This window comes from Denitratisoma sp. agr-D3 (assembly GCF_054658675.1).
Genome location: NZ_BAAGIA010000001.1, coordinates 397423 through 423734, shown reverse-complemented (window position 1 = coordinate 423734; position 26312 = coordinate 397423). Strand labels below are relative to the sequence as shown.

Sequence of the window (26312 nt, the reverse complement as noted above, 5' to 3'; positions counted from 1 at the left end):
CCATAAGAAACGGGGCCAATGGCCCCGTTTTTCATGGTGCGGGCAGATAGTCGAGCCCGTAACGCCGCCGCAACCAGTCGGCCATGATGCGACCGATGGCGGTGGGCAGGGGCGGCACGGCGTCGGGCGCAAACAGGCGGTACTCGGCCAGTTCCTCGTTGAGCCGGATCTCGCCCCCGGCCCGTAGGTGGTAGGCCAGCAGCACCTGGTTCTTGCGCTCGAAAAAATAGTTGCCGATCAGCGCCGCGGTTTCCGCCACCAGGCCGGTCTCCTCCCGCAGTTCGCGCACTGCCGCGGCCTCGGGCCACTCGCCCTTTTCCAGGTAACCGGCGATCAGGCCCAGCGTGCCCTCGGCCCAGGCCCGGTTGCGGGCCAGCAGAATGCGACCCTCCGTCTCGCCGGGCGCCAGGTATTCGACGACGGCCATCACCACCGGCACCGGGTTGTCCCAATGGACGAAACCGCAAGCGGCATCGGGACAGGCCAGATAGGGCCGTTCCTCGAAAGTCCGCGCCACCAGGGGCTGGGCGCAGTGGGGGCAAAAATACATTCGGTTCTCCAAAGACAAAGGCCCGCCAGGGGAAACCTCGCGGGCCTTGCGCGTGGCGACGGCGAGGCGCCTTACAGCTTGGCTTCCACCCAGCCCTGCACCGAGGCCATGGCGCCCGGCAATGCGGCGCCGTCGGTACCGCCGGCCTGGGCCATGTCGGGACGACCGCCGCCCTTGCCGCCCACCTGCTGGGCGACGAAGTTCACCAGTTCGCCGGCCTTCACCTTGCCGGTGAGGTCGCTGGTCACGCCGGCAATCAGGCTGACCTTGCCGTCGTTCACCGAGGCCAGCAGCACCACAGCGGACTTGAGGGTGTTCTTCAGCTTGTCCATGGTTTCCCGCAGGGCGGTGACGTCAGCGCCTTCCAGCATGGCGGACAGCACCTTGGTACCCTTGACCTCGACCACCTGGCTCACCAGATCGTCGCCCTGGGCGGCGGCCAGCTTGCTCTTCAAGCGAGCCAGTTCCTTTTCCAGGCTGCGGGCGTGGTCCTGCAAGGAGCGCACTTTCTGCACCATCACATCGCCGGAAGCGGATTGGAAGCCCAGCTCGCAAGCCACCTCGTCCAGTTCCATGGACAGGGCCTGTACATAGTGCAGGGCGTTGTCGCCGGTGACGGCTTCAATCCGGCGCACGCCGGCAGCCACGCCACTTTCCGCCGTCACCTTGAGCAGGCCGATGTCGCCGGTGCGGGCGACGTGGGTACCGCCGCAGAGTTCCTTGGACGAGCCGATGGTCAGCACCCGCACTTCGTCGCCGTACTTCTCGCCGAAGAGCATCATGGCGCCGGTCTTCTGGGCGTCTTCCAGGGCCATGACGGAAGCGTCGGTGGCGCTGTTGGCGAGGATTTCGGCATTGACGATGGCTTCGACGCGGCGGATTTCCTCATCGCTCATGGCCTGGGTGTGGGCAAAGTCGAAGCGGGTCTTGTCCGCATCCACTTGCGAACCCTTTTGCTGCACGTGGTCGCCCAGCACTTCCCGCAGGGCCTTGTGCAGCAAGTGGGTGGCGGAGTGGTTGCGCATGGTGCGGGCGCGGGCCTGGGCGTCCACCTTGGCGGCGACGCTATCGCCCACCTTGAGCACGCCGGTCTTCATCACGCCGTGGTGGCCGAAGACGGTGGCTTGAATCTTCAGGGTGTCTTCCACGCCAAAGAGACCGTTGCCCTTCAGTTCGCCCTGGTCGCCCACCTGGCCGCCGGATTCGGCGTAGAAGGGGGTGTCATCCAGTACCACCACGCCCAGATCGCCCTCGTTGAGCTGCTGCACCGGGGCGCCGTCCTTGTACAGGGCCAGCACGGTGGCCTTGGTTTCCAGCTTGTCGTAACCGTGGAAGGTGGTGGCCTTGCCGTCGTATTCCAGATTGGCGGCCATCTTGAACTTGCCTGCTGCGCGGGCCTGTTCCTTCTGCTTGGCCATGGCAGCGTCAAAGGCGGCGGTGTCCACCGTCACGCCGTGTTCGCGGCAGACGTCGGCGGTCAGGTCGAGGGGGAAGCCGTAGGTGTCGTGGAGTTTGAAGGCGGTATCGCCGTTGAACACCTTGTTGCCGCTCTTGGCCATCTCGGCCAGGTCGGCTTCCAGAATCGCCATGCCGTGTTCGATGGTGGCAAAGAAACGATCCTCTTCCTGCTTCAACACCTCGGTCACGCGTTGCTGACCGGCCTTGAGCTCGGGGTAGGCATCGCCCATCTCGACCACTAGATCGGCCACCATCTTGTGGAAGAAGGCCGCCCGGGCGCCCAGCTTGTAACCGTGGCGGATGGCGCGGCGGATGATCCGACGCAGCACGTAGCCGCGACCTTCGTTACCGGGGATCACGCCGTCGGCAATGAGGAAGGAACAAGCGCGGATGTGGTCAGCCAGCACCTTCAAGGAGGGGCTGTTCATGTCCGCGTCGGAAGTCTCGCGGGCGGCGGCCTTGATCAGGTTCTGGAACAGGTCGATCTCGTAGTTGGCATGCACGCCCTGCAACACGGCGGAGATGCGCTCCAGGCCCATGCCGGTATCCACGCTGGGCTTGGGCAGCTTGTGCATGACGCCCTGCTCGTCCCGGTTGAACTGCATGAACACGTTGTTCCAGATCTCGATGAAGCGGTCGCCGTCTTCCTCGGGGGATCCCGGAGGGCCGCCCCAATGCTGGGGACCGTGGTCGTAGAAGATTTCGGTGCAGGGACCGCAAGGGCCGGTGTCGCCCATCATCCAGAAATTGTCGCTGGCATAACGGGCGCCCTTGTTGTCGCCGATGCGCACGATCTTCTCGGCGGGCACGCCCACTTCCTTGTGCCAAATGTCGTAGGCCTCATCGTCCTCGGCGTACACCGTGACCATCAGCTTTTCCTTGGGGATCTTGAAGACGACGGTCAGCAGTTCCCAGGCGTAGGTGATGGCATCGCGCTTGAAATAGTCGCCGAAGCTGAAATTGCCCAGCATTTCGAAGAAGGTGTGGTGGCGGGCGGTGTAGCCCACGTTCTCCAAATCGTTGTGCTTGCCGCCGGCGCGCACGCACTTTTGCGACGTGGTGGCGCGGGTGTAGCTGCGCTTGTCGAAGCCGAGGAAGACGTCCTTGAACTGGTTCATCCCCGCGTTGGTGAACAACAGGGTCGGGTCGTCATGGGGCACCAGGGAACTGGACGCCACGATCTGGTGGCCCTTGGAGGCGAAAAAGTCGAGGAACTTCTGGCGGATTTCTGCGCTTTTCATGGAAGACGAAGCCGAAAAAGGGGAAAAGCGCGATTTTACGCGAACAAGCTAGGTAAAAGCCGCGATGGATTACTGGGTGAATTTCAATCGAACCCTAAGGGCCACGCCGCCCGGATGAATGAGGGTCGGACGGGCGATAGCGCTGATCAAGCGCCTGTTCCAGCGTCAGCGACAATGCTCACCATGATCGCAGCAAGGTTAAGATCAGCCTATCCAGTCCGGCGGCAATGTCTTCCTGTTTGACGCTGTGGGAGATATCCACCGGTTGGAAAAGCACCAGATCGGTTGCTGACTCACACTGACATAGATAGACCACCCCCATGAACATTCCGTCCTACGCCCGCCCTTCGTTTTGGAAACAATGCCTCGTGCTGTTGCTGCCGCCGGCTGCCTATGCCGCCATCGAGATGAACAGCGAATTCTTCGATTCCCAGCCTTATGCCGACTCGGCGCTGATTACCGCGGGATTGGGGTTTGCCCTATCGCTGCTGTTGCACGCCCTGCGTTTCATCAAAAAGGTCAGCGATCAAGCCGATCATCCATTCCAGATTCTGGCCCGCTGGAGCGCCATCATCGGCCAAGGCGGGCTGGCCGTCTTGGTCATGTCCATGGGTATGGATACGGATGGCATCATCGCTGGCAGCCTCTTCCTGGCGATCCTGCTGCTGGCGCTGGCGAGTTGGTACGTCCTCGCCTGGCTCATCCGCAAGCTCTGGCGCTTATGGCGGAAGCCCAGCGCAACGGAAACCGTCCAGCAGGCAGGCTGAGTGCGGCCACACCCGGCAAACTAACCGGGCCGACCGTCGGCCCGGGGCCGAATCAGCCAGGGACCGTACTGCCAGGCGAACAGGCCGAAGCCGATGGCGAAGCAGAGGGACGAGGCGTGGATGCCGCCACTGTAAAAGCCGGGGATCAGCGCCGCCGCCAAGCGCAGCACGGTGGCGGCGAGCATGAAGCCGTAGGCCACCACCATGGACTTGGGTAGCACCAACATGCGACCGGTGTGGCCGAGGGCGGTGCGGGTCATCATGCCCAGGGTCAGCAAGCCGATTCCTCCCACGGTGACGCAATGGAGGGCGGCGGAAAGCCCCGCCGGCCAGGCGGCCAGAGCGAAGCCATAGAGCCCCACGCCCACGGTGGTGCAGGCGTAGCCGGCGTAGAGCACCCACAGCATGGGGTGTTGCAGGGCGCGTTTGTCCCACCAGCGCAGCAGCGACCAGGCGTTGAGTCCCGCCGCCGCCAGGCCTAGCGCGGCCAGCAGGGGTGCCGGCAAGCCGAGGGGCAGGCCCAGGGCCAACAGCAGGGGCAACAGGATCACCGCCGCCATCAACCAGCCCGGATTCACCACCTGCTGGCCCATGACGGCCCGGCTGGTGAAAAAGGACAGGATGCGCATGCCCATGAAGAAGATCACCGCCGCCACCACCAGCACGCCGGTGTGCAGCACCGTGCGCGGGTCGGCGCCGATGCGGCCTTCCAGGGAGAGGTGGAAGGTCAGGTGACTGGCGGCAAAGCCCACCAACAACAGGGGCACGAAATAGTTTTGACTCTGCCGTACCCGCCACAGGGAACGGGCCATGTACACCGCCGCCAGCAAGAGGAAGGCCGTGTTGAGCAGGGCTTCCACCGCCCCCGGCAGGCCGGGCCAGAAGCCGGCAATACGGGCCGCCAGCCAGAGCAGCACCAGGGCGGCCAACTCGCCACCGTGCACCGGTGGCTGGCCGGTCCAATTGGCTACGGCGGTGTGGAGGAAGCCGACGATGATGGCGCCGGCGAAGCCCCAGATCATTTCGTGGCCGTGCCAGTACATGCCAGGCAGCGTCTCGGTGCCGGCGTAGCCGAAGGCCCAGAGCAGGACGAAGAGCGCCGCCTGGAGGGCGCCGAGCAGATAGAAGGGACGGAAAGCCATGGCCAGGAAGGCCTGCCAGCTGGGGCCGCGGGGCGTGGGTTCCTCGATGGAAAGAAGGGTATTCATGGCGACGATGGATCACGGGAACAAAAGATAAGATGAATCTATAATGACGCTTTAAAAGAGTCAACAAAAATACATCTTTAATCACCGCCCTCCTATAATCGCGCCATGTACATCACCCAGCACACCGACTACGCCCTGCGCGTTCTCATCTACGTGGCCGCCAACCAGGAGCGCAGCGACGCCCGCAGCACCATCGCCGGCATCTCGGCGCTGTTCGACATTTCCCGCAGCCACCTGATGAAGGTGGTGAACAAGCTGGTGCGGGAAGGTTACGTCGAGGGCGTACGCGGCAAGGGCGGCGGCCTGCGCCTGGCCCGGGCGGCGGAGCAAATCCGCATCGGCGAGGTGGTGAGCCGGATGGAGCCCACCATGGCCCTGGTGGAATGCTTCGGCGAGGAACACAACTGTTTGTTGGGACCGGCTTGCAAATTGAAGGCCACCCTGCACAAGGCCCTGCGGGCCTTCATCACCACCCTGGACGAAACCACCCTGGCCGACCTGGTGCGCCAGCCGCAGACCCTGCGGCTGATGCAGGTCGTCCCGGTCTAAGCCCGCGCCACGGCGAGCTGCCGCGCGGGCAGCAGGGCGGCGGTCACCGCCGCCAGCACTACCAGGCCGCCGAACAACTGCACCGGGCTGGGCGGTTGGCCGCCCAGGGCGGCGATGATCATGGCGGACACCGGCACCAGATTCAAAAACAGGGAAGTGCGTCCGGCGCCGAGCTGGGCCAGGCCCGCGTTCCAGAACAGGTAAGCGAGCACGCTACCGGCCACGGCCATGGTCAGCAGGGCCTCCAGCGCCGTGGCGCCCGGCAGGGACGGCGGAGCATCGCAGGCCACGGCCGCCAGGGTCAGCACCACCGCCCCCGCCACCATGACGCCGGCGGTGTTGGCCAGACCGGGCACGTCCTTGGGCATCCAGCGCTTGGCCAGAACGTTGTACAAGGCCCAGGACAGGTTCGCCCCCAGCATCAGCCAATCGCCCATCGCCAAACGCAAGCCCTGGCCGCCCCCCAGCAGAACAAAGGCGACACCGGCCATGGCGAAGGGGAAGGCCAGCCAGTGGCGCCGCGTGGGCCGCTCGCCCAACAGCAGGAAAGCCAGCAGCGTGGTGACCAGGGGATTGGACGCCATGATCAGGGCGCCGTTCACCGCCGAGGTGCTTTGCATGCCGAAAAAGAACAGCAGGTTGAAGCCGCCGATGCCCACCAGGCCCAGCAGGGCATAGGGCTTGGCATGGCGCCGCAGCGGCAGGCGCTGGCCCTGGATCAGCACCAGGACCACCATGAGCAAGGCCGCGATGAGGAACCGCGCCGCGGCGGCGGTCAGGGGCGACATCTCGGCCACGATGGGCTTGGACAAATTGAAGTTCGCTCCCCACAACACGGCGGCCAAGGCCACCCAGCCGTACACCAGTCGTCCGCCCATCGCGCTCTCCTTCACAAAAACTTAAGACAAGGAGATACTGTCATTGACACTGAGCACCATCAAACGATAATTTTTATCCAGATACTTAGAAAAACTAATGTTTGAAAAATTGCCTTCCCTGCGCGCCCTACGGGCCTTCGAAGCGGCAGCGCGGCACCTGTCCTTCGCCAAGGCCGCCGAGGAGTTGCACGTCACCCCCGCCGCCATCAGCCAGCAAATCAAGCTGCTGGAGGAACAGTTGCAACACCCCCTGTTCCTGCGGGCGCCGACCCTGGCCCTGACCGAGCGGGCCCTGGCGGCCCTGCCCCTGATCCGCAACGCCTTCCAGACCCTGGATCAGGCCGCCGGCTTGATCCGCTGCGGCGAAGCCCGCCCCCTGGTGCTGTCCACCCCGCCCTCCTTCGCCTCCCGCTGGTTAATCCCGCGCCTGGAAGGCTTCCAGGCCAAGCATCCCGACATCGAGCTACGCCTGCTGGCCTCCACCCGACTGGTGGATTTCGACCGGGAGGACGTGGACCTGGCGGTGCGCTACGGCAGTGGCCGCTATCCGGGCCTGCACGTGGAGCGACTGCGCAGCGAGACCGTGGTGGCGGTGGTCCATCCACGCCTGGCGGCCAACCTGCACCGCCCGGAGGATCTGCTCAACGTGACCCTGCTGCACAACACGGCCATGGGCTGGGACCCGAGTTTTCCCGACTGGAACGCCTGGCTGAAAAGCGCCGGCGTCGCCCTCGCCGGCCCGGTCAAGGTAAGGGAATTCGGTGATGCCAATCTGGTGATCGAGGCCGCCCTCGCCGGCCTCGGCGCCGCCCTGGTCTGGCGCACCCTGGTCAGCGAGGAACTGGCCAGCGGCCGCCTGCTGGCCCCCTTCGCCGACAGCCCCCTGGAAAGCAGCTACCACCTGGTCTGCCCGCCAGATCGCGTCGAGCGACCGCGCATCGCCGCCTTCCGCCAGTGGCTGCTGGCGGAAGCAGAAAAGGATTGATCGGTGAAGCTTCCGCCCCTGCGGGAACGGAGATGACAGCGCAGCGTCAGTCGCTCTCGCCGGAACCGCAGGCGGCACGGCCGAGGCGGTCGGCCACGGCTTGCCATTCGGCGCCCTCGGGCAGGGCTTCCACCAGGATGGTGCTGGCACCGGCGGCGTCCAGGATGCGCAAGGCGCGATAGAGGTCGTGGGCGTAGCCGGCCGCCGTGTGACTGGCGGGGTAGTGGCTCAGCCCATGACGGGGCGCCAGTGCCTGGAAGGACAACACGGCGCACGTGCCCGCGGCCAGGGCCGCATTCACCTCATCCTGCAAGCTTGCCGCCGGCACCAGGCGCAGGGGGGTCCTTGGCGCGTAGTGGGCGGCGAGGGAGCCGGACACCCGGGGAGCGGGGGTCGGCGTGGATGGGGGAGTCGCCCCCGCCACCGGCGCAGCCAGCACCCGCGCCACGTCCTCGGCGGTGATGGCGCCGGGGCGCAGGATCACCGGGGCGCCACGGGAAAGATCGACGATGGTGGATTCGATGCCCACCTGGCAGGGGCCGCCGTCCAGCACCAGGGACACGCGCTCTCCCAGGTCCTGGCGCACATGCTCGGCGCTGGTGGGGCTGATGCGACCGAAGCGGTTGGCCGAGGGCGCCGCCACCGCGCCGCTGCCGCCGCCGGCGCGGAAGGCGCGCAGCAGTTCCAGGGCCAGGGGATGGTTGGGCACGCGCAGGCCGACGGTGTCCTGGCCGCCGGTGACGGCGTCGGCCACGTCGGGCTGGCGCTGGAGGATCAGGGTCAGGGGGCCGGGCCAGAAGGCCGCCGCCAGACGGTAGGCGGCGTCGGGAATGTCCCGTGCCCAGCGCGGTAGCTGGTCCGCCCCGGCGATGTGCACGATCAGCGGATGATCGGCGGGACGGCCCTTGGCGGCAAAAATCCTGGCCACGGCGGCCGGATTGGCGGCGTCGGCGGCGAGGCCGTACACCGTTTCGGTGGGCATGCCCACCAGTTCGCCGGCCGCCAGCAGTTGCGCCGCGCGGGTGATGTCGTCGCCCAGGTTCATGCTTATTCCGTCTGCTGCTTTTTCCAGTCGTCGGTCAGCAAGCCGGCATAGCCCCAGTTGTCCTCGGTGATTTCCTGGATGACGACGTGGGTGTGTTCCGGCTTCTTGCCGAGGATGCGTTGCAGGGAATCGGTCACTTCCTGCACCAAGCGGGCTTTTTGCTCGCGGCTGGCGCCGGCGGTGATCTGGATGTTCACGTAGGGCATCGACGACTCCTTCTGCGGACGGGATGAACGCGCAAAGACGCGAATGACGGCACGGCTCAGTCGCCGATGCCGATGATCTTGCGCGCCACCAGGGCCGATTGCTGTACCTGGACCGGGTCCTTGCCGATCACGGTGAAGTGGCCCATTTTCCGGCCGGGCCTGGCGTGGTGCTTGCCGTAGAGGTGCAGCTTGAGGTTGGGCACGGTGAACAAGCGGCTCCAGTCCGGTTCCTTGGCGTGTTGGGGATCGTCCAGATACCAGATGTCGCCGAGGATGTTCACCATCACGGCGGCGCTGTGGGCCGAGGCGTCGCCCAGGGGCAGGTCGCAGAGGGCGCGCACCTGCTGCTCGAACTGGTCGGTGACGCAGGCGTCGAGGGTGTAGTGGCCGGAGTTGTGGGGCCGGGGCGCCATTTCGTTCACGAACAACTGGCCGCGGCTGACGAAGAACTCCACGCCCAGGGTGCCGATGTAGCCCATCTTTTCCGCCACGCGGGCGGCGACTTCCTGGGCGTCGCCCATCATGCAGGCACTGGCGCGGGCCGGCACGATGGACACGTCGAGGATGCCGCGACTGTGCTGATTTTCGGCAACGGGGAAGTACTTGATCTCGCCGCTGGCGGAGCGGGCCAGCACCACGGACACTTCGTAGTCCAGGGGCAGCATGGCCTCCAGGACGCAGGCCTCGCCCTTGAACTGCTGGAAGGCGGCCAGGGCTTCGTCCCGGTTGCCGACCCGGGCCTGGCCCTTGCCGTCGTAGCCGAAGCGGGCCACCTTGAGGATGCCGGGGAAGAGGGCCGCGTCGACGCCCTTCACGTCGGCTTCGCTGTGGATCTCGGCGTAGGGGGCGTGGGGAAAGCCGTTGGCCTTGAGAAAGGCCTTTTCCTTCATGCGCTGCTGGCAGATCGCCACCGCCTCGGCACCGGGCCGGACCGGCACGAACTTGGCCAGATAGGCCAGGGAGGCGGCGGGCACGTTCTCGAACTCGGTGGTGACGGCGGCGCAGGTCTCCGCCAGGGCGTTGAGGGCATCCTGGTCGTCGTAGGCAGCCAGCAGGTGGCGGTCGGCGATCTTGCCGGCGGGGCTGTTGGCATCCGGATCGAGGACCACGACCCGGTAGCCCATCTCGTGGGCGGCCATCACGAAAAAGCGGCCCAGTTGGCCGCCGCCGAGCATGCCGAGGGTGGCGGGAGGAAGGATCATGGAAGTCGTCACGGCAATGATGAAGGGCCGGGGCGGGCGCTTGGCCGCGCTCCCGGCATCGGGTTAGAGCGTCAGTTGCATGGCCAGCACCTTCTCGGTCTGGGCCTGGCGGAAGGCGAGCAGTTTTTCCGCCAGGGCCTCGTCGGTGGTGGCGAGGATGGCCACGGCGGCAAGACCCGCGTTGGCGGCGCCGGCCTCGCCGATGGCGAAGGTGGCGACGGGAATGCCCTTGGGCATCTGCACGATGGAGAGTAGGGAGTCCTGGCCGGACAGGGCCTTGGACTGCACCGGCACGCCGAGCACGGGAACGATGGTCTTGGCCGCCACCATGCCCGGCAGGTGGGCGGCACCGCCGGCACCGGCGATGATGGCGCGCAGGCCGCGGGGACGGGCGGTTTCGGCGTACTCGAACATCAGATCAGGCGTGCGGTGGGCGGAAACGACGCGGGCCTCGAAGGGCACGCCGAATTCCTGCAACACCTTGGCGGCGGCCTGCATGGTGGGCCAGTCGGAGTCGGAACCCATGACGATGCCGACCAGGGGCGTGGTCTGTTGGCTCATGCTTTTTCCTTGGCGGCCCGCTCGGCGGACTCGAGGGTGTTGGCGAGCAGCATGGTGATGGTCATGGGACCGACACCGCCCGGCACCGGGGTGATGGCCGAGGCCACGGCGGCGCAGGAATCGAAATCCACGTCGCCGCACAGCTTGCCGTCGGGCAGGCGGTTGATGCCCACGTCGATGACCACGGCACCGGGCTTGATCATGTCGCCGGTGATCATCTTGGGCCGGCCCACGGCGGCCACCAGGATGTCGGCGCGCTGGGTGTGGAACTCCAGGTCACGGGTCTGGGAATGGCAGACGGTGACGGTGCAGCCGGCTTGCAGCAGGAGCATGGCCATGGGCTTGCCGACGATGTTGCTACGGCCGACGATGACCGCCTCGGCGCCCTTCAGCGGGGCGTCCACGGAGTCCAGCATTTTCATGACGCCGTAGGGTGTGCAGGGAATGAAGCGGGGCTGGCCCTGCATCAGGGCGCCCACGTTTTCCGCGTGGAAGCCGTCCACGTCCTTTTCCGGGGCGATGGCCTCGAGGATGGCGTCGGCGTCGAAATGCTTGGGCAGGGGCAGCTGCACCAGGATGCCGTGCACGGCGGGATCGGCGTTGAGTTCGGCGATACGGGCGAAGACCACGGCGGGGTCCACGTCCTTGGCGTAGGTGTCCTTGAGGGAGCGCACGCCGGCCTTTTCACAGGCGGCCACCTTGTTGCGCACATAGACGGCGGAGGCGGGGTCTTCCCCCACCAGGATCACCGCCAGGCAGGGGGTGACGCCTCGGGTCTTGAGGGCCTCGGTGCGGCCGGCCAGTTCGCCGCGGATTTTTGCCGCCAGGGCATTGCCATCGATCAGTCGGGCAGTCATGGGAATCCCGGAATGGAAAAGGGGCGAATTATCCGCATTCACGCGGTCTACGTCCATATTTACGGCCATTAATCGCCGCCGCCTGTGGGCACCGGCCCCCGGTTTCCCATGGGTTGGGCAACCTAAAGGGGTACAGCGGGGATACAGCGAGGTACGGCGCCGATGCTGCGCCGCGTCATTGCACAATACGAATTCTTGTTTTACTATCCGAAACACTTTGAAATGCTTCAGCCCTCAAGCAGGGCTAAGCTGCCGAGAAAACCCGCGCCCACCGGGGCGGAACAACGACTCTCACGAGGAGGAAACACCATGACGACGCAACCCGTCCCGCCATCCGTTACGGCTGCCGACGCCGATCCCCAGGAAACCCGCGAATGGCTCGACGCCCTGGAAGGGGTCATTGAGCACGAAGGTCCCGAGCGGGCCCATTACCTGGTGGAAAAACTGCTGGAACGGGGACGCGCTTCCGGCGTCGACCTGCCCTTCTCCGCCAACACCGAGTACGTCAATACCATTCCCGTCGCCCAGCAGCCCAAGTACCCGGGCAACGCCGACCTGGAAATCAAGATCCACTCCTACATCCGCTGGAACGCCATGGCCATGGTCGTGCGTGCCAACAAGGACACCAACGTCGGCGGCCACATCGCCTCCTTCGCTTCCGCCGCCGCCCTCTACGACGTGGGCTTTTCCCATTTTTGGCGCGCCCCTTCCGCCGAGCACGGCGGCGACCTGATCTTCTTCCAGGGCCACTCGGTGCCCGGCGTCTACGCTCGCGCCTTCATGCTGGGTCGACTGACGGAAGAACAGATGGACAACTTCCGCCAGGAAACCGGCGGCAAGGGCATTTCCTCCTATCCCCACCCCTGGCTGATGCCGGACTTCTGGCAGTTCCCCACGGTGTCCATGGGTCTTGGCCCGATCCAGGCCATCTACCAGGCGCGCTTCATGAAGTACCTGGATTCCCGTGGCCTGATCAAGGCCGGCGACCGCAAGGTCTGGGCCTTCCTCGGCGACGGCGAAACCGACGAAGTGGAATCCCTCGGCGCCATCAGCATGGCCGGCCGCGAAAAGCTGGACAACCTGGTGTTCGTCATCAACTGTAATTTGCAGCGTCTGGACGGCCCGGTGCGCGGCAATGCCAAGATCATCCAGGAACTGGAATCCGAATTCCGCGGCTCCGGCTGGAACGTGATCAAGCTGATCTGGGGCACCCACTGGGACGCCCTGTTTGCCCGGGACAAGAAGGGCATCCTCAAGCAACGCATGATGGAAGTGGTGGACGGCGAGTACCAGACCTACAAGGCCAAGAATGGCGCCTACGTCCGCGAGCACTTCTTCAACACTCCCGAATTGAAGGAACTGGTCGCCGACTGGACCGACGAGGAAATCTGGAACCTGAATCGCGGCGGCCACGACGTGTTCAAGATCTTCGCCGCCTACCGCGCCGCCTCCGACCACAAGGGCCAACCCACCCTGATCCTGGCCAAGACCATCAAGGGCTTCGGCATGGGCGACGCCGGCGAGGCCATGAACATCAGCCATCAGCAGAAGAAGATGGACAAGGAGCAGATCGCCCGCTTCCGCGACCGCTTCAACGTGCCGGTGGCCGACGACAAGCTGGATCAGATCCCCTACGTCAAGTTCGCCGAGGACTCCGAGGAATACAAGTACATGAAGTCCCGCCGCGAGTCCTTGGGCGGCTTCCTGCCCCAGCGCCGACGCAAGGCCGACCCGCTGCCGGTGCCCGGCCTCGACGCCTTCGAAGCCCTGCTCAAGGCCTCCGGCGAGGGCCGTGAATTGTCCACCACCATGGCCATCGTGCGGGTCATGAACACCCTGCTCAAGGACAAGCAGATCGGTCGCCACGTGGTGCCCATCGTCCCCGACGAATCCCGCACCTTCGGCATGGAAGGCATGTTCCGCCAGTACGGCATCTGGAGCCAGGAAGGCCAGAAGTACGTGCCGGAAGACCACGACCAGTTGATGTTCTACAAGGAATCCAAGACCGGTCAGGTGCTGCAAGAGGGCATCAACGAAGCGGGCGCCATGAGCGACTGGATCGCCGCCGCCACCGCCTATTCCGTCCATAACGTGCAGATGATCCCGTTCTACATCTGCTACTCCATGTTCGGTCTGCAACGCACCCTCGACCTCTGCTGGGCTGCCGGCGACCAACGCGCCCGGGGCTTCCTGGTGGGCGGCACCGCCGGCCGCACCACGCTGAACGGCGAAGGTCTGCAACACGAAGACGGCCACAGCCTGATCCTCTCTAACCTGATTCCCAACTGCGTCTCCTACGACCCCACCTTCCAGTACGAAGTGGCCGTGGTGGTGCAGGATGGCCTGCGCCGCATGAACCAGGAACAGGAAGACGTCTTCTACTACATCACCGTGATGAACGAGAACTACGAACACCCGGAAATGCCGAAGGGTGCCGAGGCCGACATCATCAAGGGCATGTACCAGTTCAAGAAGGGCGCAGCGTCCTCCGGTCCCCGCGTGCAGTTGCTGGGCTCCGGCACCATCTTCCGCGAGGTGATCGCCGCCGCCGACCTGCTGAAGAACGATTGGGGCATCGAAGCCGACCTGTGGGGCTGCCCCAGCTTCAACGAACTGGCCCGCGACGGCCAGGACGCCTCCCGCTGGAATCTGCTGCATCCCCTGGAGAAGCCGCGCAAGTCCCACGTGGAAAACTGCCTGGACGACACCCGTGGCCCCGTCGTCGCGGCCACCGACTACATCCGCCTGTTCTCCGAGCAGATCCGCCCCTACGTCAATCGTCGCTACGTCACCCTGGGCACCGACGGCTTCGGCCGTTCCGACACCCGGGCCAATCTGCGGGCCTTCTTCGAAGTGGACCGCTACTGGGTCACCCTGGCCGCCCTCAAGGCCCTGGCCGACGATGGCGTGATCGCCCACGACAAGGTGGCCGCCGCCCTGGTCAAGTACAACCTTGACCCCAACAAGCCCAACCCCGTGACGGTCTAAGGAGTAAGACGACCATGGCACAACTGATTGAAGTCAAAGTCCCCGACATCGGCGATTTCTCCGACATCCCCGTCATCGAACTCAACGTCAAGGTGGGCGACACCATCGCGGTGGATGATTCCATCTGCACCCTGGAATCCGACAAGGCCACCATGGACGTGCCTTCCTCCGCCGCCGGCGTGGTGAAGGAAATCCTGGTCGCCGTCGGCAGCAAGGTAAGCGAAGGCACCGTGCTGGTGAAGGTGGAAGCCAGTGCCGGCGTAGCCGCCGCGGCTCCCCAGGCTGCCGCCCCTACCCCTTCCGCCCCCGTGGCTGCGCCTGCACCCGCGGCTGCTCCCGCCGCCCCCGTTGCCGCCCCCGTCGGCGGCATCGTCGAAGTGAAGGTGCCGGACATCGGCGATTTCGACGCCGTACCCATCATCGAGCTGGCCGTGAAGGTGGGCGACACCCTGGCGGTGGACGACACCATTTGCACCCTCGAATCCGACAAGGCCACCATGGACGTACCTTCCTCCGCCGCTGGCGTAGTGAAGGAAGTCCTGGTCAAGGTCGGCGACAAGGTGGGCGAAGGTGCCCTGCTGATCAAGGTGGAAAGTGCTGCCGCAGCGAGCGCGCCGGCACCCCAGGCTGCGGCTCCCGCAGCAGCGCCCGTCGCTGCCGCCCCTGCCTCAGCCCCGGTACCGACTGCCACCAAAGCTGCACCTGTTGCGTCTGCCGGTGCGGTACTGCCTGCTGGCAGCAAGGCCCATGCCTCGCCCTCGGTCCGGGCCTATGCCCGCGAACTGGGTGCCGATCTGGGCAAGGTGCCCGCCTCCGGCCCCAAGAGCCGCATCACCAAGGAAGACGTGACCCGCTTTGTGAAGGGCATCGTCACCGGTGCTGTTGCTGCTCCTGGCGCTGCGGCCGGTGGTGGTGTAACCGGTGGCGGCACCCTGGACCTGCTGCCCTGGCCCAAAGTGGACTTCGCCAAGTTCGGCCCCATCGAAGCCAAACCCCTGTCCCGCATCAAGAAGATTTCCGGCGCCAACCTGGCTCGCAACTGGGTGATGATTCCCCACGTCACGCAATTCGACGAGGCCGACATCACCGACCTGGAAGCCTTCCGGGTGCAGATGAACAAGGAAAACGAGAAGTCCGGCGGCGCCAAGCTGACCATGCTGGCCTTCCTGATCAAGGCCTGCGTCGCGGCCCTGAAGAAGTACCCCGAGTTCAATGCCTCCCTGGACGGCGACAATCTGGTGCTAAAGCAGTATTACCACATCGGTTTTGCTGCCGACACGCCCAACGGCCTGGTGGTACCGGTGATTCGCGATTGCGACAAGAAGGGCTTGCTACAGATTGCCCAGGAAATGGGCGACCTGGCCAAGAAGGCCCGGGACGGCAAGCTAGGCCCGGCCGACATGACCGGCGGCTGCTTCTCCATCTCCAGCCTCGGCGGCATTGGCGGCACGGCGTTCACGCCCATCATCAATGCGCCGGAAGTGGCCATCCTCGGCGTTTCCAAGACCCAGACCAAACCGGTGTGGGACGGCAAGCAATTCGTGCCGAAGCAGATGCTGCCCCTCTCCCTGTCCTACGACCACCGGGTCATCGACGGGGCCTTGGCCGCCCGCTTCACCGCCTACCTGGGCCAGGTCATGGCGGACTTCCGCAGGATCTTCCTGTGACCACCATCACCGTGGTCAAGAAGGACGGGGAGGTCGCCATCGCGGCGGACTCCCTGACCACCTTCGGCGACACCCGGCTGGGCCGCTCCTACAAGGGCGAGCACGACAAGATCCTCGAGATCGCCGGGTCCTGGATCGGCGTTTGCGGCAGTTCGGCCCACCACCTGGTGCTGGCCTCCTGCTTGCAGCAACTCAAGGAGCAGTCGGGGGAGGACGGCGCCGGCAGCCTCAAGCTGGGCTCCCGGCAGGAGGTGTACGAAACCTTCCGCCGCCTCCACCCCATCCTCAAGGAACACGCCTACCTGAACCCGAAGGAAGACGAGGACGATCCCTATGAGTCCTCCCAGATCACGGCCCTGATCGCCAACGCCAGCGGCATCTACGGCGTGTTCTCCCTGCGCGAGGTGTTCGAGTTCGACCGCTTCTGGGGCATCGGCTCCGGGCGCAACTACGCCCTGGGTGCCATGCACGTCGCCTACGACAATCCCAGCGCCAGCGCGGCGGAGATCGCCATCCTGGGCGTCAACGCCGGCATCGAGTTCGACACCGCTTCGGCGGGCCCCGTGGTGATTCGCAGCATCCCCCTGGCCGCCGCCTCCCATTGAAAGGTTAGCCATGAGCCAACTGATTGAAGTCAAAGTGCCCGACATCGGCGGTTTCGCCGATGTGCCCGTCATCGAAATCGCCGTCAAGCCCGGCGACACGGTCAAGGCCGAGGACGGCCTGATCACCCTGGAATCCGACAAGGCCACCATGGACGTGCCCTCCCCCGCCGACGGCGTGGTGAAGGAACTCAAGGTCAAGCTGGGAGACAAGGTCTCCGAGGGCTCCCTGATCCTGGTACTGGAAGCCGCTAGTGCTGGCGCCGCCGCCACACCGGCCAGCGCGCCAACAGCCGCAGCAGCCCCCGCCGCGCCTGCTGCCCCGGTGGCCGCGCCCCAGGCCGGCAGCCATGGCGGCAGTGCCGACATCGAATGCGACATGCTGGTCCTGGGCGGTGGCCCCGGCGGTTATTCCGCCGCCTTCCGCGCCGCCGACCTGGGTCTCAAGACCGTCATCGTCGAGCGCTATGCCACCCTGGGCGGGGTCTGCCTCAACGTGGGCTGCATCCCCTCCAAGGCCCTGCTCCACGTGGCGGCCGTGATCGAGGAAGCCGCCCACGTGCTGGATGCCGGCGTCGCCTTCGCCGCGCCCAAGGTGGATATCGACAAGCTGCGCGGTCACAAGGAAAAGGTGATCGGCAAGCTCACCGGCGGCCTGGCCGGCATGGCCAAGGCCCGCAAGGTGGAGGTGGTGCGCGGCTTCGGCCATTTCATCGATCCGCACCATGTCGAAGTGGAGATCACCGCCGGCAACGCCCAGGACAAGACCGGCGAGAAAAAGATCGTCCGCTTCAAGCAGGCCATCATCGCCGCCGGCTCCCAGGCGGTGCACCTGCCCTTCCTGCCCGACGATCCGCGCATCGTGGATTCCACCGGCGCCCTGGAACTGCGCGGCAAGCCGGAACGCATGCTGGTCATCGGCGGCGGCATCATCGGCCTGGAAATGGCCACGGTGTACTCCACCCTGGGCGCCAAGATCGACGTGGTGGAAATGCTCGACGGCCTGATGCAGGGCCCCGACCGGGACCTGGTGAAGGTCTGGGAAAAGCAGAACAGCCACCGCTTCGACAAGGTGATGCTGAAGACCAAGACCGTTTCCGTCGAGGCCAAGAAGGACGGCCTCTGGGTCAAGTTCGAGGGCGAGCAGGCGCCGGCCGAAGCCCAGCGTTACGACCTGGTCCTGCAAGCCGCCGGTCGCGCCCCCAACGGCAACAAGATCGGCGCCGACAAGGCCGGCGTGATCGTCGGCGAGCGGGGCTTCATCCCGGTGGACAAGCAGATGCGCACCAACGTGCCCCACATCTTCGCCATCGGCGACATCGTCGGCCAGCCCATGCTGGCCCACAAGGCGGTCCATGAAGGCCACGTCGCCGCCGAAGTGGCCGCAGGCGAGAAGAGCTTCTTCGATGCCACGGTGATCCCCGGCGTCGCCTACACCCACCCCGAAGTGGCCTGGGTCGGCGTCGGCGAGGACGAAGCGAAGAAGGCCGGGCGCAAGGTGAGCAGTAGCAAGTTCCCCTGGGCCGCCTCCGGTCGCGCCATCGCCAACGGTGCCGAGTACGGTTTCACCAAACTGGTGTTCGACGCCGAGACCCATCGGGTGATCGGCGGCGGCATCGTCGGCCCCGGTGCCGGCGACATGATCGGCGAAGTGGCCCTGGCCATCGAAATGGGCGCCGACGCGGTGGATATCGGCAAGACCATCCACCCCCACCCCACCTTGGGCGAGACCATCGGTCTCGCCGCCGAAGTGGCCCACGGCAGCTGCACCGACCTGCCGCCCATGAGGAAAAAGTAGGGTGTTTCACACCTTTGCCCCAAGGCCGCCCCTGGCGGCCTTTTTCATGGCCCAAGCCGGCTATCATTCCCCCATCGACATCCCCTGACCCACCATGACGCAACGGGCCATTTTCGACCACTACGCCTACAGCGGTTTTTCCGTGTCCATCGGCGTCCTCGCCGTGTCCCTGGCGGGCTACCTGTTCGGTGGCCTGGACCTGGCGGCGGGCATGGCCATGGGCGCCATCTGCGTCAGCATCAACGACGTGCCCACCCCGGCCCGGCACAAGTTGCTGGAAACCCTGGCGGGCCTGGTGCTGGGCACCCTGGTGGTGACGATCGTCACCCTCAATCGCCACCACACCTGGCTGCTGGGGGCCGCGGTGCTGGGCATCAGCTTCGTCTCGGCCATGATCACCGCCTACGGCCGCAAGACGGTGCCCCTCTCCTTCTCCCTGTTCTTCACCATGGTGCTGTCCCTCAGCGCCCCGCCCCATAGCGGGCCGCTGCCCCTGATCGCCCACTTCGCCCTGGGCGGCACCATCTACCTGGCCTACGCCCTGGCGGTGGCCAGCGCCCTGAGCTTCCGCACCCGCCAGCAGGCCCTGGGGGAAACCATCCAGGAACTGGCCAACTACCTGCGGGTGCAGGGCGACTTCTTCGACACGGCGATTTCCATGGAGGACTGCTACCGCGCCCTGATCATCCAGCAGGGAGTGGTGGTGGAAAAGCTCCAGGTCACCCGCGACCTGCTGTTCCGCCAGATGCGCTCGGAAAAGGACGGCATGCTGGCGGCCACCCTGGTCAAGTCCCTGGAACTGTTCGAGCTGCTGCTGTCCATCCAGGTGGATTACAAGGGCCTGCGCAATCACTACGCCGGCAGCGATTTGATGATGTTCTTCCGCGACCTGGCGCGCAAGGGAAGTCTGGACCTGGAGCACATCGGCTATTCCCTGATCAAGAATGCCTCGCCCCAGTCGGGCATCAGCTACCAGGCGGAAATCTACGCCATCGAGCACGAGATGGGCCGCCTGCGTCCCAGCGGCCGGCCAAGCAGCAGCGGGCCCCGCCCCCTGGCCATGGTGATCAGCGTCTACGACAAGACCCTGGAGTTCATCGAACAGATCAACCAGATCCGCCGCGCCTCCCACACCCCCATCGCGCCGGTGGAGGCGGTACAGGGCGTGGCGGTGGAACACTTCCTCAGCCGGCCCGACTACGGCGTCGAGCAGTTGTTCAAGAACCTGAGTTTCGATTCGCCGGTATTCCGCTACTCCCTGCGGGTGGTGCTGGCCATGGCCTGCGGTTACACGGTGGACCTGGTGCTGCCCTACACCGCCCACGGTTACTGGATCCTGCTCACCATCGCGGTGATCATGCGCTCCAGCTACAGCCAGACCCGGCAGCGGCAGTGGGACCGGGTTTCCGGCAACATCCTGGGCTGCATCCTGGCCGCCTTCCTGCTCTGGGCCACCAGCAACCCAGTGGTGCTGATGCTGTTGGTGTTCATCGCCGTGGGCACCGCCCATGCCCTGGCCACCCGCAACTACCGCTACACCGCCATGGCGGCCTGCCTGATGGGCCTGCTGCCCACCCACTTCCTGGAACCGGACAGTCAGTTCCTGATCGCCGAACGGCTGCTGGACACCGGGGTCGGCGCCCTGATCGCCTGGTGCTTCAGCTTCATCCTGCCCAACTGGGAATCCCGCAACATTCCCAACCTCACCGCCAGCGTACTGCGGGCCAGCGCCGCCTACACCCGCATGACCCTGGACCTGAATCCGAGCCAGCTCCAATACCGCCTGTCGCGCAAGCACCTGGTGGATGCCATCGCCGCCCTTGGCTCCGCCAGCCGGCGCATGTTGGACGAGCCGGAGAACCGTCGCCGCGCGGTGGACCACCTCAATGCCTTCATCACCGCCTGCTATCTGTTGGCGGCCCAGCTGGCCTCGGTCCGCCTATTGATCCAGCAGCGCGGCGGCGAACTGGATGCGCAGGGCATCACCCCGATCATGACCGAGGCGGCGGGGGAAATCGCCCTGATCCTCGATGGCAAGGAGGACGACGCACGACGCCCGCCCATCGCCGTGGCAGGCCCCCCGTCCCCGGCCAGCGCCCAGGGCCTGCTCCTCCAGCGCCTGGCCGACATCCGCGACGGCGCCCGGGAAATGTCCCAACTGGCGCAGTACATCAACGCGCCCTGAGGCCCTTCCTCCATGTGGCAGTGGCTCCTCTCCCGCTTGCGCAAAAAACCCGCCCCCCGCGCCGGGACGCAGGTGCCGCGTTATCAGCTGGACGCCACGGCCCGGGGCTCCCTGCTGGCGGCCCTGCGCACCATCGCCGGCCACCTAGAGGAACTGGTGGGCCTTGAAGCCACCATCGAAGCGGAGGCCCGCATCCGCGCCACCCTGGACCTGGACCAACAGGCCGCCCCCTACCTGGCCCAGGCCTGGGACCAGTTGTTCCCGCCCGCGTCCCGGGGCAACCTGCCGGACGACATCTGGTTGTCCCTGTCCAACTTTTACCGGCTCAGCGCCGCCGCCTACGACATCGCCCTGAAACGCTTTCCGGCCACGAACGGAAGTGCCAGCGGCAAGCGCTTCGCCGAACTGAGTCGGCGCGCCATCCAGCGTCGCCACAGTCATGAAAAATTGCAACGCTTCCGCTACCGCAGCGCCGCCCCGTCCCTGTGGACCAGCTACGCGGCGCTTTATGCCGATGCCTGCCGCCACGGCGTCCAAGCCCTGCCCCTGCGGGACGGCGCGGCGGAGACGGATGGCACGGTACAAAGCGCCCTGCTCCAGGCCTTGATGTTCGAGGTGGCGCCCCTCGGCAACCTGTCCCCGGAACAGATCGAATGCCTGGACGAACTGCTGGGCCGGGACTGCGATCTGCTGGTGCTGCGCAGCGCGCCGGATGATCGCAGTCCCTTCGTCTTTGGCGCGAACGCTCCCCACCGCCATGTTCACGGCCGGGCGGAACCAGCGGCCGCGGGTGGGGAACCCTTGTGTTTCGGTCCCGGCCTCGCCTACGGCAACGTCCTGCGTCGGCTGGCGTCCCTGGAGGCTGGCCAACCGGCACCCTGGCTGGCCCAGTTGCCCGGCAGCGTCGAAGAAAAAATCGGCCTGCTGCGCCTGCTGCGGGATACCTGGTCCAACACGCCGCCGACCCGCCGCTCACCGCGCCAGGAAGAAGAAGGCGACCTCAACGTGGTGCACGGCTTCGCCCGGGTACGGCGCATGGTGGTGGCCACCACTTTCGCCCTGGCCGGTGGACCGGGCGGGGACTACGCCAGCTACCGCGCCAAGGCGCGGGACCTGGACGATTACCTGGACGATGCGGCCCAGGCAACGGAATCCGCCGACAGCGAACCCCTGAGCCCCCTGCACGTCCTGCAAAAGCTCGAACAGGCGGATGGCACGCCCCTGGAACAATGGTCCCTGGCCAACAGCAGCGAGCGCGGCCTGGGCCTGGTGGTGCCGCCGCAAAAACGCGGCCTCAAGATCGGTGCCCTGATCGGCTACCGTCAGCAGGAATCCCTGCAATGGGACATCGCCGTGATCCGTCGCCTGGGACGCACGCCCCACAGCGGACGGGTGGCGGGCCTGCAACTGCTGCCGGGGCAGCCCCTGCCGGTGAATCTGCGCTATCTGAAAAAAGAGGAAATCCTGCGCCCCGGCCAGGAGGCGGTGGCGGACTTCCACGATGGCATCCTGCTCTCCCGCCACGACCGCACCCTGATCCTGGAAGCGGGCAACCACAAGCCCGGCCAGCGCATGCTGCTGCTGGCCATGGGCCTGCGCCGCACCGTGGTGCTGGAGGAGGTGCTGGAATCCCGCGAGGATTTCTGCCTGGTGCGCTACCGGGACGAATCCCCGGCGTAAACTGCGGGTTTTCGATTTCCCCAGCGCCACGCCATGACCCAAGACGAACTCAAGAAAGCCGCCGCCGACGCCGCCCTGGCCTACGTGCTGGCCCATACCGCCCCGGGCGCCATCATCGGCGTCGGCACCGGCTCCACCGCCAACTTCTTCATCGACGCCCTGGCGACGGTGAAGGACCGTATCGGTGGCACCGTGTCCAGTTCCGAGGCGTCGAAAAAACGCCTCGAAGGCCACGGCATCCCGGTGCTGGAACTCAACGACGTAGTGGATCGGGGACTGGCGATTCCGGTCTATGTGGACGGCGCCGACGAAATCAACGCCAAACTGGAAATGATCAAGGGCGGCGGCGGCGCCCTGACCCGGGAGAAGATCGTCGCCGCCGTGGCCGGCACCTTCGTCTGCGTCTGCGACCAGAGCAAGCGCGTGGACACCCTGGGCAAGTTCCCCCTGCCGGTGGAAGTAATCCCCATGGCCCGGGCCCAGGTGGCGCGGCAACTGGCCGCCCTGGGTGGCCGGCCCGTACTGCGGGAGGGCTTCGTCACCGACAACGGCGGCCTGATCCTCGACGTGCACGGCCTCGCCATCACCGACGGCGCGGCCCTGGAAGAGCACATCAATCAGATGGTGGGCGTGATCACCAACGGTCTCTTCGCCCAGCGCGGCGCCGACCTGCTGTTGCTGGCCACCGCCGACGGCGTGCGCGAGTTCCGCAAGGACTGACGTCGCCCCGGGGCGACCCCTCGCCCCTCCAGCGCTTTTGTCTTTCGTGCCGGATCAGCCGCCGGCCACGATCCACAGGGCCGTGGCCCCCAGCATCCAGGCAAAGCTGGTGCGCAGCGCCCGTTCCGGCAAGCGGTGGGCCAGGCGCACGCCGGGCGACACCATGAAGCAGCCCCCCACGGCCAGGGCCGCCCCCAAGGACCAATTCACCAGCCCGGCACGGGAAAAGGTCGCCAAGGCCACGCCGGTGCTGGGCGTCACCAAGGCCAGGGCCAAGCCCTGGGCCACCACCTGGCGCAGGCGGAACAGACCGACAAAGATGGGCGTCGCCACCAGGCCGCCACCAATGCCCAGCAGCCCCGAGCAGGCCCCACCCCACACCCCCACCAGGGGCAGCAGGCGCGGCGACAGATGCCAGGGCTTGCGCACCGCCGGCGCGGCGTCCACCGGGCGGGCAAGGTAGCGCTGCCAGAGGATGTGCAGGGACAACCAGAGCAGGAACAGGCCGAAGCAACGGCGCAGCAGAGCGGAGTCCAGTTGACTGGCGAAATGGGCGGTGGCCGCCGTGGCCGTCATGGCCAGACCGGCCAGCACCAGGGCCTGGGTCCTGGGCAGGGGTTGGCGCTGGCTGTAGCGCCAGAGGGCGATCACCAGGTTAGGCAGCATCATGACCAGGGCCGTGCCCTGGGCCAGTTTCTGGTCCATGCCGAAAAAGGTGGTGAGCACGGGAATGGCGATGATGCCGCCGCCGATGCCGAACAGGCCGCCGGAAAAGCCGAGCACGGCGCCGAGGGCGAGGGTCAGAAGCCAGTCCAGAAACGCCATGGTCGTTTTCCTACCGCCAAAAATGGCCGTACCCGGGAATGGGTGCGGCTGACGGGAAAATGGTAATCCTCCAGGCGATTGGCTTAATATTCACAGAATTAAGCTATTCGTTACTTAAAGTTAACAATATCGCCATGAGCACGCCCCTCGATTTGTCCTTCTTCACCCTGCTCGCCCGCCAAGGCAGCCTGGCCAAGGCCGCCCGGGAGCTGGGCGTCACCGCGCCCGCCGTGAGCCGGCGCCTGGCTCAGCTGGAGCAGCGCCTGGGGGTGAGATTGGTCCAGCGCACCACGCGCCGCATGAGCCTGACGGCGGAGGGCGAACTGCTGCTGACGGAGGGCCAGCGCATCCTGGCGGAGATGGAGGCCCTGGAACACACCCTGGTCCGCGCCAAGGCCGAGCCCCGCGGCCTGTTGCGGGTGGCCGCCGGCTTCGGCTTCGGCCGCCGCCAATTGGGGCCGGCCATTTCCGATTTCGTCGGCCTGCATCCGGCGGTGTCGGTGCAGTTGCAGTTGACGGATCAGACCCTCACCGCCGGCACCCAGGGCTTCGACATCGGCATCCGCTTCGGCGAGCCACCGGACAGCCGCATCCTGGCACGCAAGATCGCTTCCAACCGTCGCGTGTTGTGCGCTGCGCCGTCCTATCTGGCCCGGGCCGGGACGCCGCGCGCGCCCGAGGATCTGGGCCGCCACGACTGCATCGTGCTGCGGGAAGGGGAGCCCGCCTTCGGCACCTGGGTACTCTGCCACGGCAAACAGAGTCGCAGCGTCAAGGTGGCCGGCAATCTCAGCGTCAACCACGGCGAGGTGGCGGTGGAGTGGGCCCTGGCCGGCCACGGCATCCTGCTCCGTTCCCTCTGGGACATCGCCCCGGATCTGCGGGCGGGACGGCTGGTGCAGGTATTGCCCGATTGGGTAGGCAGTCCGGCGGACATTTACGCGATCTATCCGCCGCGCCTGCAACTGTCGGCCAAGGTGCGGGTGTTCCTCGACTTCTTGACGGCGCGTTTCGCCGCCTACCGGGCAGAACAGGGGGACGGCGAGGACGGCCTCGGTCCCCTGCCCTGGTGAGCGAGGGGCAAAAGAAAAGCCGCCCGTGGGCGGCTTGCGGGGCGGCGAACCGAACTCAGGCCTTGGGCGGCACGTAGCCCTGGGCGGCGTCGGCGCCTTCGCCGAAGAAGTGCTTGGTCACCTGTTCCGTCAGGTATTGGCGGGCGCGGGGATCGGCCAGGCTGAGGCGGTTTTCGTTGATCAGCATGGTTTGCAGCTTGACCCACTGGGCCCAGGCTTCCTTGGACACGCTGTCGAAAATCTTCTTGCCCAGTTCGCCGGGCAGCGGGGGGAAATCAAGCCCTTCGGCTTCCACGCCGAGTTTGATGCACTTGACCATGCGGGCCATGATGGCGTCCTTTCTTTGGAAAATCGGTTGGGGAAAGCCCGGATTCTAACGGATAGTGCTCAGGCGGCATTCCGCCGGGCATCGGCCAGCAGGTTCACCAGACGCACCCAATCCTCCACCGGCACGTCCTCGGCCCGGGCCGTCGGCGCAATGCCGGCCTGTTCCAGCAGGGCCTCGCCGGTGACTTCCTTGAGGTTCTTGCGCAGCATCTTGCGCCGCTGGGAAAAGGCGGCGGTCACCACGCTGCCGAGCAGCGCCACGTCGCAGGTTTGCATGTGCGCCGCCGGCTTGGGGATCAGGCGGACGATGGCCGAATCCACCTTGGGCGGCGGCGTGAAGGCGCCGGGGGGAACGATGAACAGGCGCTCAATCCAATAACGGTACTGCAACATCACCGAAAGACGACCGAACTCGCCGCTGCCCGGCTCCGCCGCCATGCGGTCCACCACTTCCTTTTGCAGCATGAAGTGCATGTCCTCCACCTGGTCGGCGAAGTCCGTCAGGTGGAACAGCAGGGGTGAGGAGATGTTGTAGGGCAGGTTGCCCACCACCCGCAGGCGCTTGCCGCCGCCCGCCGCGGCCGCCAATTGGCCGAAGTCGAACTTGAGGGCGTCGCCCTCGTGGATGGTGAGCTTTTCCCGGGGGAAATTTTCCTTCAACCCGGCGATCAGGTCCCGGTCGATTTCCACCACATGCAAGTGGTCCAGCATCTCGGTCAGGGGCTCGGTCAGGGCCGCCAGGCCGGGGCCGATTTCCACCATGAGGTCGTCGCGGCGGGGCGCGATGGCGTCCACGATCTTGCGGATGACACCGGGAGAATTGAGGAAGTTCTGGCCGAAGCGCTTGCGGGGGATGTGTCCTTTCATGACAAATGCCTTGCCATGAAAGGACACATGCGGGCCATACCCTCCACTCCCACCCGCTCGCCCCTTCCAGAAA

General features: G+C 66.0%; 23 protein-coding genes. 11 read left to right on the top strand and 12 right to left on the bottom strand.

Going from position 1 to position 26312, the window contains the following annotated elements; genetic code table 11:
* Positions 1-31: 31 nt before the first annotated feature.
* Positions 32-550 carry an NUDIX domain-containing protein gene (locus ACYQ2U_RS02045; RefSeq protein WP_459948667.1) on the bottom strand — a complete coding sequence of 173 codons (519 nt, stop codon included), beginning with the start codon at positions 548-550 and terminating at the stop codon, positions 32-34.
* A 71-nt stretch (positions 551-621) separates the two neighbouring features.
* A complete protein-coding gene (gene alaS / locus ACYQ2U_RS02040) occupies positions 622-3249 on the bottom strand; it encodes an alanine--tRNA ligase (RefSeq protein ID WP_459948666.1) in 2628 nt (875 codons plus the stop codon).
* Between the two features lie 320 nt (positions 3250-3569).
* Here alaS and ACYQ2U_RS02035 point away from each other — a divergent pair, with 320 nt between their 5' ends.
* The gene (locus ACYQ2U_RS02035) at positions 3570-4016 is read left to right on the top strand and encodes a hypothetical protein (RefSeq protein ID WP_459948665.1); all 447 of its coding nucleotides are present in this window, start codon (positions 3570-3572) and stop codon (positions 4014-4016) included.
* 20 nt (positions 4017-4036) lie between these two features.
* Here the strand turns inward: ACYQ2U_RS02035 and ACYQ2U_RS02030 are convergent, their stop codons facing one another.
* Entirely contained in the window at positions 4037-5224 is a 1188-nt protein-coding gene (locus ACYQ2U_RS02030; protein WP_459948664.1) for an NnrS family protein, read from the bottom strand.
* A 105-nt stretch (positions 5225-5329) separates the two neighbouring features.
* Here ACYQ2U_RS02030 and ACYQ2U_RS02025 point away from each other — a divergent pair, with 105 nt between their 5' ends.
* Positions 5330-5773 (top strand): RrF2 family transcriptional regulator, encoded by a 444-nt coding sequence (locus ACYQ2U_RS02025; protein ID WP_459948663.1) that lies wholly within the window; start codon positions 5330-5332, stop codon positions 5771-5773.
* Here ACYQ2U_RS02025 and ACYQ2U_RS02020 read toward each other — a convergent pair.
* Positions 5770-6651: a DMT family transporter gene (locus tag ACYQ2U_RS02020; RefSeq protein ID WP_459948662.1), complete on the bottom strand. Its 882-nt coding sequence runs from the start codon at positions 6649-6651 to the stop codon at positions 5770-5772. The genes ACYQ2U_RS02025 and ACYQ2U_RS02020 overlap by 4 nt on opposite strands.
* Before the next feature lie 97 nt (positions 6652-6748).
* Here ACYQ2U_RS02020 and gcvA point away from each other — a divergent pair, with 97 nt between their 5' ends.
* Positions 6749-7636 (top strand): transcriptional regulator GcvA, encoded by an 888-nt coding sequence (gcvA, locus tag ACYQ2U_RS02015; RefSeq protein ID WP_459948661.1) that lies wholly within the window; start codon positions 6749-6751, stop codon positions 7634-7636.
* A gap of 46 nt (positions 7637-7682) precedes the next feature.
* On the opposite strand, the gene ACYQ2U_RS02010 is transcribed toward gcvA, so the two are convergent.
* The 5 genes from ACYQ2U_RS02010 to folD form a co-directional block, all read right to left on the bottom strand.
* Positions 7683-8681: an L-threonylcarbamoyladenylate synthase gene (locus ACYQ2U_RS02010; RefSeq protein WP_459948660.1), complete on the bottom strand. Its 999-nt coding sequence runs from the start codon at positions 8679-8681 to the stop codon at positions 7683-7685.
* Positions 8682-8683: 2 nt separating this feature from the next.
* The gene (locus tag ACYQ2U_RS02005; protein ID WP_459948659.1) at positions 8684-8887 is read right to left on the bottom strand and encodes a tautomerase family protein; all 204 of its coding nucleotides are present in this window, start codon (positions 8885-8887) and stop codon (positions 8684-8686) included.
* A gap of 56 nt (positions 8888-8943) precedes the next feature.
* A complete protein-coding gene (locus ACYQ2U_RS02000) occupies positions 8944-10089 on the bottom strand; it encodes a 5-(carboxyamino)imidazole ribonucleotide synthase (protein WP_459948658.1) in 1146 nt (381 codons plus the stop codon).
* Between the two features lie 63 nt (positions 10090-10152).
* Positions 10153-10650 (bottom strand): 5-(carboxyamino)imidazole ribonucleotide mutase, encoded by a 498-nt coding sequence (purE, locus tag ACYQ2U_RS01995; protein ID WP_459948657.1) that lies wholly within the window; start codon positions 10648-10650, stop codon positions 10153-10155.
* Positions 10647-11507: a bifunctional methylenetetrahydrofolate dehydrogenase/methenyltetrahydrofolate cyclohydrolase FolD gene (folD, locus tag ACYQ2U_RS01990; protein ID WP_459948656.1), complete on the bottom strand. Its 861-nt coding sequence runs from the start codon at positions 11505-11507 to the stop codon at positions 10647-10649. The genes purE and folD overlap by 4 nt, the downstream gene beginning before the upstream one ends.
* A 309-nt stretch (positions 11508-11816) precedes the next feature.
* Here folD and aceE point away from each other — a divergent pair, with 309 nt between their 5' ends.
* From aceE to rpiA, 7 genes are all read left to right on the top strand, one after another.
* Positions 11817-14495 carry a pyruvate dehydrogenase (acetyl-transferring), homodimeric type gene (gene aceE / locus ACYQ2U_RS01985; RefSeq protein ID WP_459948655.1) on the top strand — a complete coding sequence of 893 codons (2679 nt, stop codon included), beginning with the start codon at positions 11817-11819 and terminating at the stop codon, positions 14493-14495.
* Positions 14496-14509: 14 nt separating this feature from the next.
* Positions 14510-16162: a dihydrolipoyllysine-residue acetyltransferase gene (aceF, locus tag ACYQ2U_RS01980; RefSeq protein WP_459948654.1), complete on the top strand. Its 1653-nt coding sequence runs from the start codon at positions 14510-14512 to the stop codon at positions 16160-16162.
* Positions 16159-16767, top strand: coding sequence for an MFS transporter (locus tag ACYQ2U_RS01975; protein ID WP_459948653.1), 609 nt, complete (start codon positions 16159-16161; stop codon positions 16765-16767). Before aceF ends, ACYQ2U_RS01975 begins: the two co-directional genes overlap by 4 nt.
* 10 nt (positions 16768-16777) lie before the next feature.
* Positions 16778-18562, top strand: coding sequence for a dihydrolipoyl dehydrogenase (lpdA, locus tag ACYQ2U_RS01970; RefSeq protein WP_459948652.1), 1785 nt, complete (start codon positions 16778-16780; stop codon positions 18560-18562).
* Positions 18563-18656: 94 nt separating this feature from the next.
* Complete coding sequence (locus ACYQ2U_RS01965) at positions 18657-20747, top strand: FUSC family protein (RefSeq protein ID WP_459948651.1); 2091 nt, start codon at positions 18657-18659, stop codon at positions 20745-20747.
* A gap of 12 nt (positions 20748-20759) precedes the next feature.
* Positions 20760-22427 carry a hypothetical protein gene (locus ACYQ2U_RS01960; protein WP_459948650.1) on the top strand — a complete coding sequence of 556 codons (1668 nt, stop codon included), beginning with the start codon at positions 20760-20762 and terminating at the stop codon, positions 22425-22427.
* A gap of 33 nt (positions 22428-22460) precedes the next feature.
* Positions 22461-23147 (top strand): ribose-5-phosphate isomerase RpiA, encoded by a 687-nt coding sequence (rpiA, locus tag ACYQ2U_RS01955; RefSeq protein ID WP_459948649.1) that lies wholly within the window; start codon positions 22461-22463, stop codon positions 23145-23147.
* Positions 23148-23201: 54 nt separating this feature from the next.
* Here the strand turns inward: rpiA and ACYQ2U_RS01950 are convergent, their stop codons facing one another.
* Entirely contained in the window at positions 23202-23972 is a 771-nt protein-coding gene (locus tag ACYQ2U_RS01950; protein ID WP_459948648.1) for a sulfite exporter TauE/SafE family protein, read from the bottom strand.
* Between the two features lie 134 nt (positions 23973-24106).
* On the opposite strand from ACYQ2U_RS01950, the gene ACYQ2U_RS01945 reads away from it, so the two are divergent.
* Positions 24107-25045: a LysR family transcriptional regulator gene (locus ACYQ2U_RS01945; RefSeq protein ID WP_459948647.1), complete on the top strand. Its 939-nt coding sequence runs from the start codon at positions 24107-24109 to the stop codon at positions 25043-25045.
* Positions 25046-25100: 55 nt separating this feature from the next.
* On the opposite strand, the gene ACYQ2U_RS01940 is transcribed toward ACYQ2U_RS01945, so the two are convergent.
* Together ACYQ2U_RS01940 and rsmA are read right to left on the bottom strand one after the other, a co-directional pair.
* On the bottom strand, positions 25101-25373 hold the full coding sequence (locus ACYQ2U_RS01940; RefSeq protein WP_459948646.1) for an oxidative damage protection protein: 273 nt from the start codon (positions 25371-25373) through the stop codon (positions 25101-25103).
* 59 nt (positions 25374-25432) lie between these two features.
* Positions 25433-26239 carry a 16S rRNA (adenine(1518)-N(6)/adenine(1519)-N(6))-dimethyltransferase RsmA gene (rsmA, locus tag ACYQ2U_RS01935; protein WP_459948645.1) on the bottom strand — a complete coding sequence of 269 codons (807 nt, stop codon included), beginning with the start codon at positions 26237-26239 and terminating at the stop codon, positions 25433-25435.
* Between the last annotated feature and the right edge of the window lie 73 nt (positions 26240-26312).